The organism is Terriglobales bacterium (assembly GCA_035624475.1).
Lineage (GTDB): Bacteria > Acidobacteriota > Terriglobia > Terriglobales > Acidobacteriaceae > DASPRL01.
Genome location: DASPRL010000022.1, coordinates 1 through 6,102 on the forward strand (window position 1 = coordinate 1; position 6,102 = coordinate 6,102).

Annotated in this window: 7 protein-coding genes; 6 read left to right on the plus strand and 1 reads right to left on the minus strand. The window is 66.9% G+C overall.

The window, feature by feature from the left end; all coding sequences use genetic code 11:
- Positions 1-377 precede the first annotated feature (377 nt).
- Genes VEG08_01200 through VEG08_01220 form a run of 5 tightly spaced genes read left to right on the plus strand, consistent with a single transcriptional unit; the run spans position 378 to position 3,882 of the window.
- The gene (locus VEG08_01200) at positions 378-983 is read left to right on the plus strand and encodes a sigma-70 family RNA polymerase sigma factor (protein ID HXZ26594.1); all 606 of its coding nucleotides are present in this window, start codon (positions 378-380) and stop codon (positions 981-983) included.
- Between the two features lie 42 nt (positions 984-1,025).
- Complete coding sequence (locus tag VEG08_01205; protein HXZ26595.1) at positions 1,026-1,655, plus strand: anti-sigma factor; 630 nt, start codon at positions 1,026-1,028, stop codon at positions 1,653-1,655.
- Between the two features lie 19 nt (positions 1,656-1,674).
- Positions 1,675-2,529, plus strand: a complete 855-nt coding sequence (locus VEG08_01210) for a DUF4097 family beta strand repeat-containing protein (protein HXZ26596.1) — start codon at positions 1,675-1,677, stop codon at positions 2,527-2,529.
- A gap of 37 nt (positions 2,530-2,566) precedes the next feature.
- The gene (locus VEG08_01215; protein HXZ26597.1) at positions 2,567-3,139 is read left to right on the plus strand and encodes a shikimate kinase; all 573 of its coding nucleotides are present in this window, start codon (positions 2,567-2,569) and stop codon (positions 3,137-3,139) included.
- Positions 3,136-3,882, plus strand: a complete 747-nt coding sequence (locus VEG08_01220) for a hypothetical protein (GenBank protein HXZ26598.1) — start codon at positions 3,136-3,138, stop codon at positions 3,880-3,882. The genes VEG08_01215 and VEG08_01220 overlap by 4 nt, the downstream gene beginning before the upstream one ends.
- A 15-nt stretch (positions 3,883-3,897) precedes the next feature.
- On the opposite strand, the gene galT is transcribed toward VEG08_01220, so the two are convergent.
- Positions 3,898-4,914 (minus strand): galactose-1-phosphate uridylyltransferase, encoded by a 1,017-nt coding sequence (gene galT, locus VEG08_01225; protein ID HXZ26599.1) that lies wholly within the window; start codon positions 4,912-4,914, stop codon positions 3,898-3,900.
- Between the two features lie 204 nt (positions 4,915-5,118).
- Between galT and asd the strand changes: the two genes are divergently transcribed.
- Positions 5,119-6,102, plus strand: a 984-nt coding sequence (gene asd, locus VEG08_01230) for an aspartate-semialdehyde dehydrogenase (GenBank protein HXZ26600.1), incomplete at its 3' end; no start/stop codon positions are given.

Sequence of the window (6,102 nt, forward strand, 5' to 3'; positions counted from 1 at the left end):
CAGGCCAGCGCCACCAATCCGGGTGGTTACTCTTTAGGGATGTGGATCTTTTCCATCCTGGGGTTCCTGGGCGTACTTTTTGCCTGGCTGCTGCGGCGGCGGGAGACCGGACCCCACGGCCACGGCCTGGAAACCATCACCACGAAGTCCGCAACTGCTTGAGGAGAGAGCCGATACCGGCCCCGCGACAGGATCTGGAATAGGCGGCTCTGGAGGCTGGTTGACTGGCAGGGGGGATGCCGTTACCCTGCCCTGAGAGTACCTTGAGGGAGCCCGCCGCCGGTACATGGACGACTGGATACGGCATCCCGCAACCCATACAACGGTCAGCTACTTAGGCCGCATCTAGGTAGATAGCGGCCTGACAAAGGCGATTCTTGCCACAGGTCAAGAAGACAGAGGTCGCGCAGCTCTCCGAAGCTGAGGCGATCGAGAGAGCGAAACGAGGGGATCCGGACGCGTTCGAGGTGCTGTATGCCTTGCACAAGCGCCGCGTGTATTCGCTATGCCTGCGCATGACCAGCAACGTGGCGGAGGCGGAAGACCTGACGCAGGAGGCGTTCCTGCAGCTCTACCGCAAGATCGCCACCTTCCGCGGCGAGTCGGCGTTCTCCACCTGGCTGCACCGCATGGCGGTGAACGTGGTGCTGATGAAGCTGCGCAAGAAGGGCCTACCCGAGGTTTCGCTGGAAGAGACGCTGGAACCGCAGCAGGAGGACGCGCCCCGCAAAGATATCGGGGCCCGCGATCCGGTGCTGGCGGGCTCCATCGACCGGGTCAACCTGGAGCGCGCCATCGAGAGCCTGCCGCAGGGGTACCGCGTGATCTTCGTGCTGCATGACGTGGAGGGCTACGAGCACAACGAGATCGCCGAGATGATGGGCTGTTCCATCGGAAACAGCAAGTCGCAGTTGCATAAAGCGCGCCTGAAGTTGCGCGAGCTCCTCCGGATGAGCAGAGCCGAGAAGGCCAGCAGCCGCTGAGAGGAGCGGGCCAGAGGTAGAGACGCTGAGGGAGAGGAAGTCATGAAGTGCGCAGAATTTCAGAAGGCCCTGCCGGAGGTGCTGGACAACGGCGCCACGGCGGAGGAAGCCGAACACCTGCGCTCCTGCCGGGAGTGTTCCGGGCTGACGCAGGACCTGACCTTGATCGCGGAGGAGGCGCGCCGGCTGGCGGCCAGTGACGAGCCCCCTCCGCAGGTGTGGCAGCGGATCCGCGCCGCCGCCGAGATGGAGGGGCTGATCGAGTCCTCGCGTCCGGCTGCCGACCCGCCGCTGGTTCCGGCCTGGGTCCCTCCCGCTCCCACTTGGGCGAGCTCCACCCTGGCTGCCGCCTTCGTCCTGGTCCTGGTCTTCTCCGGGGCCCTGCTCTATCGCAACCTCGGCGGGCACGCGACCCCGGCGAACGCCGTGGTCGCCGAGAGCCCCGCCATGGACGCCAACGACCAGAAGGTCCTGGCCTCGGTCGCCGATCGCGAGCCCGAGGTCCGCGCCCGCTACGAGCGCAATCTGAGGAACGTCAACGCCTACATCCGCGACGCCAAGCACAACGTGGAGACCAACCCCGACGACGAGGACGCCCGCGACAGCCTGCGGCAAGCCTACGAACAGAAGGCCATGCTCTACGAGATGGCAATGTCGCACTCAATGCAGTAGCATGACCCGGAGAACGAACATGGCAAGCACACCCGCATCCAAGACCGTCCTGCTGGCGCTGGCCTTCGCCGCCACCGTCGCCTTGGCCGCCGAGAGCAAGAAGGAGTTCAAGTACACGGTCGGGCCCAAGCCCCTGGTGACCATCGTGAACGAATACGGGCCGGTCACCGTCAAAGGCGTTCCCGGGCACCAGGTCACCATCACCGCCACCACCCACTCCGACAAGGTGGACGTGGACAGCAGCCAGGCCGGCAATCGCACGGAGGCGCGCACCCACATGCAGGACGGAGCCAGCCCGGACGAGGCCCGGGTGGACTATGAGGTCAGCGTTCCCATGGACGCCAGCGTGAGCGTGCGCGGCTCCACCGGGCCCTACTCGGCGGAGAGGCTGCGCGGCGACGTGATCCTGGAAGGCGATCTCGCCAAGGTGGAGGTGCGCGACGTCAGCGACGCCCATGTGCACGTCCATACCGTGGACGGCCCCATCTCGCTGACCAACGTCAGCGGCGGGCACGTCGAGATCACCTCCGTGGGCGGCGACGTGGAGCTGCTCAACGTCACCGGCCCCAAGGTCACGGTCAACACCACCAACGGCAACATCCGCTACACCGGAGACTTCGGCTCCAACGGCGACTATTCCCTGACCAACAACTTCGGCAACATCGACGTCAGCCTGCCCGCCAGCGCCTCGGTGGATCTGACGGCCCGCTCCATGAAGGGCAGCGCCTTCAGCGACTTCCCCCTGGAACAGTCCAAGCGGCGCACCACCTTCCCGCTCACCGCCGGCAAGGCCTTCGCGGGCACCGCCAACAGCGGCGCCTCTTCCGTCCGGCTGCGCTCGCTGAGTGGTACAATCCGCGTCACCAAGCGGTGAGCGAGAGCGGGCGGAACGCCGCCATTTCAGCACCGGCATGAACCCTCCGGCGGAGCAACGCGCCCGCGCCCTGTTCCTGATCGGCTTCATGGGGGCCGGCAAGACTAGCGTGGGACGAGTCCTGGCCGCGCGCCTGGGCTGGCGCTTCCTCGACCTGGACGAGCGCATCGAACAGCGCGAGGGCCGCACCATCGCCGACCTCTTCCGCGAGGACGGGGAAGCCGCCTTCCGCGGCGCCGAGTCCGCGGCCCTGGCCGACCTGCTGCGCGAACTCCCCACCTCCGGGCCCACCGTGATCGCACTGGGCGGAGGCGCACCCGTGCAGGAGGAGAACGCGCGCCGGCTGCGGGCCACGGGCTGCCCGGTGGTATTCCTCGACGCTTCGGTAGAAGAACTGCGGCGGCGTTGCGCCCAGACCCATGCCGCCCGTCCCCTGTTTCAGGAGGAGAACCGCTTTCGCCAATTGTATGAAGAGCGGAGAATGCGATATATGGCTGTAGAGGTGCGAGTGGACACCGAGGCCAAGTCGCTCGAAGCCGTGGCCGACGAGGTGCTGGCCCGCCTGCAACTGCAGGCCTCGGAACCCTCCACTCCTGGGGAGGTACGGTGAAATCTGGTCGTCTGCGGTGGGTGGTTCTGGTGATGGCGGTCGCGGTGGCGCTGCCGGCCTCGTTGCTGGCGCACAAGGAAGAGGGCGGCGGCAAGACGGTGGATTCCGGCACCTTCGGCATCTTCATCAACGGCAAACGCGTCGGCTCCGAGAGCTTCCGCATCGAGCAGGGCAAGGAAAAGAGTGTGGCCACCGCCGAACTGAAGGTGGAAGGAGGGGACCAGCGCGCCACCCAGACCACCCAACTGGAGCTGGCGGCCAATGGCGACCTGCTGCGCTACGAGTGGCAGTCGGTCTTCCCGGAGAAGTCCCAGGTGGTGGTGGAGCCCAGCAACGAGTTCCTGATCGAACACGTCATGCCCGGCGGCAACGAGAAACCCCTGGACATCCCCTTCCTGCTCCCTCACTCCACCATGGTGCTGGACGACAATTCCTTCATCCAGCGCGAGATCCTGGTCTGGCGCTACCTGGCGGCGGCCTGCGGCCCCACTCCCAGCGAGAAGGGCTGCGCCATGCCCAAGACCGACTTTGGCGTCCTGGTGCCACGCCAGCACATGTCCATGAAGGTGACGCTGGAATACAAGGGCAAGGAGAAGGTGCAGATCCGCGGCAACCAGGTGGAGCTCGACCACTTCGACCTGCACTACGAGGACGGCAGCAGTTGGGCGCTCTTCCTCGACTCGAACTACAAGCTGCTGCGCATCGTGATCGACGCCGACAAAGCCGAGGTGGTGCGCGACTAGCCCCGCCCTTCCCCGCTAGCCGGCCACCGCAGCCGGCTTTTCCGCTTTCACGTTGCGCAGGAACTCGGCCGCCGCCTCGGGCAGCACCGTGTTGATGAACATCCCCGAGCCCAGCTCGAAACCCGCCACCCGCGTCAGCCGCGGAATCACGCTCAAGTACCAGTGGTAGTAAGGGACGCCGGCGCTCTCCGCCGGGGCGGTGCGGATGGTGTAGTTGAAGTCCGGGTTCTCCAGGCCGAAGTACAGCCTTGCCAGCACCGTCTTCAGGACGGCGGCCAGGTCCTGGATCTCCTCCTGGTTGATGTCCCCGAAGCTGGCCATGTGGCGGCGGGGGAAGATGTGCGTGGCGAAGGGGGAGCTGGAGGCGAAGGGCTCGAAGGCCACGAACTGCTTCCCTTCCACCACCACCCGGCTTCCCTCCTCCAACTCCTCTCCCAAGACCGTGCAGAAGATGCACTCCCCGAACTCGTCGTAGTGGCGCAGCGCCTCGTGCAGCCGCCCGCGCACGTGCGAGGAGATCACCGGGGTGGCGATCATCTGCGAGTGGGGATGCTCCAGGCTGGTGCCCGCCGCCGCCCCGTGGTTCTTGAAGATGGTGACGTGGGCGATGCGGGGGTCGGCGCTGACCTGCTTGAAGCGCAGCAGGTAGGAAGAAAGGATGTCGGTCACCTGTTCATCCGGGAGCAGGGCGGTGGTCAAGGCATGGTCGGGCGTGTCCACGAAGACGTCGTGGATGCCCACCCCGTTCATGGTGCGCTTGGAGCGCTCGATCTTGCGGGTCAGCTCGCCCTCCCGGGCCAGCGCGGCGAACTTGTTGGGCACCACCCGCACCTTCCAGGCGCCGTCGTCGGGGATGCGCAGCACCTCCGGCGGCGCCATGGCTTCGTTGCCAGGGCAGAAGGGACACTTGGGCGAGTAGTGGGGCATCTCCTTGGTTTCCCTCTTGACGGCCAGTTCCTCCGGGCGCTTGGCGCGCTCGGTGGCGACGATGACCCATTCCTTGGTGAAGCGGTTCTGGCGTAGCTCGGGCATGACGAGGACCGTCCCTTCTCCGCGGGTCCGGGCGCCGCAAGACTGGAAAGGCGCCGGGGTGCGCCCAGGATCCTGGAAGACAGCTCCAGTCGCCGGCTGGGGGCCGACATGCCGAGGATATCAGATTCCCGGCCTCCGCGAGACACCTGCCTGCGGCCCCGCCTCCGGCCGCGCGCAAACGCTGGTGTAGAATCCTGAAATCCTATGTCCCCCGCCAAGATTCCAGTCGGGATCCTGGGCGCCACCGGCATCGTCGGCCAGCGCTTCCTGCAACTGCTGGAGCGCCACCCCTGGTTCGAGGTGACCTGGCTGGCGGCCTCGGAGCGCTCCGCCGGGCAGGCCTACGGCAAGGTAGCGCGCTGGCAGTTGAAGACCCCGATCCCGCCGGCGGTGGCCGGGATGCCCGTCTCCTCGGCCACCCCGGAAGGCGCTCCCCGCCTCATCTTCGCCGCGCTGGACGCGGCCGCCGCCGAGCAGTTGGAGCCCCGCTTCGCCGCCGCCGGTCACTTCGTCATCAGCAACTCCAGCGCCTGCCGCATGTGGCCGGACGTGCCCCTGGTCATCCCCGAGGTCAATCCCGACCACGTCCGCCTGCTGGAGTGCCAGGAGTCGCGCAGCAAGTCGGGCGGCTTTCTGGTCACCAACCCCAATTGCACCGCTATCGGCCTGGTGATGGCGCTGGCGCCCCTGGAGCGCGCCTTCGGGCTGGAAAAAGTCTTCATGGTCTCCATGCAGGCCATCAGCGGGGCCGGCTATCCCGGCGTGTCCTCGCTCGACATCCTGGGCAACGTCATTCCCTACATCGCCCGGGAAGAGGAAAAGGTCGAGGCGGAGGCGCGCAAGCTGCTGGGCCGGCTGGACGGCAAACGCGTCGCCGACGCCGCCCTCGCCATCAGCGTGCACTGCAACCGCGTCGCGGTGGAGGAAGGCCACACCGAGTCGGTCTCGGTCAAGCTGAGGCGCCCGGCCACCGCGGAGGAGATCATCGCCGCCTGGAACGGCTTCCGCGGCGTTCCGCAAGAACTGCGCCTGCCCAACGCCCCCGAGCGCCCGCTGGAATACGATCCCGCCGCCGACCGGCCGCAGCCCCGTTTGGACGTGGACCGCGGTGCGGGCATGACCGCCACCGTCGGCCGCCTCCGTCCCTGCAGCCTGCTGGACTGGAAGTTCACCGTGCTCTCCCACAAC

Excerpts from the sequence above, each read along its gene's own strand:
- VEG08_01210 (HXZ26596.1), top strand. The coding sequence starts at position 1,675 with ATGGCAAGCACACCCGCATCCAAGACCGTCCTGCTGGCGCTGGCCTTC.
- VEG08_01215 (HXZ26597.1), top strand. The coding sequence starts at position 2,567 with ATGAACCCTCCGGCGGAGCAACGCGCCCGCGCCCTGTTCCTGATCGGC.
- galT (HXZ26599.1), bottom strand. The coding sequence starts at position 4,914 with ATGCCCGAGCTACGCCAGAACCGCTTCACCAAGGAATGGGTCATCGTC.
- VEG08_01205 (HXZ26595.1), top strand. The coding sequence starts at position 1,026 with ATGAAGTGCGCAGAATTTCAGAAGGCCCTGCCGGAGGTGCTGGACAAC.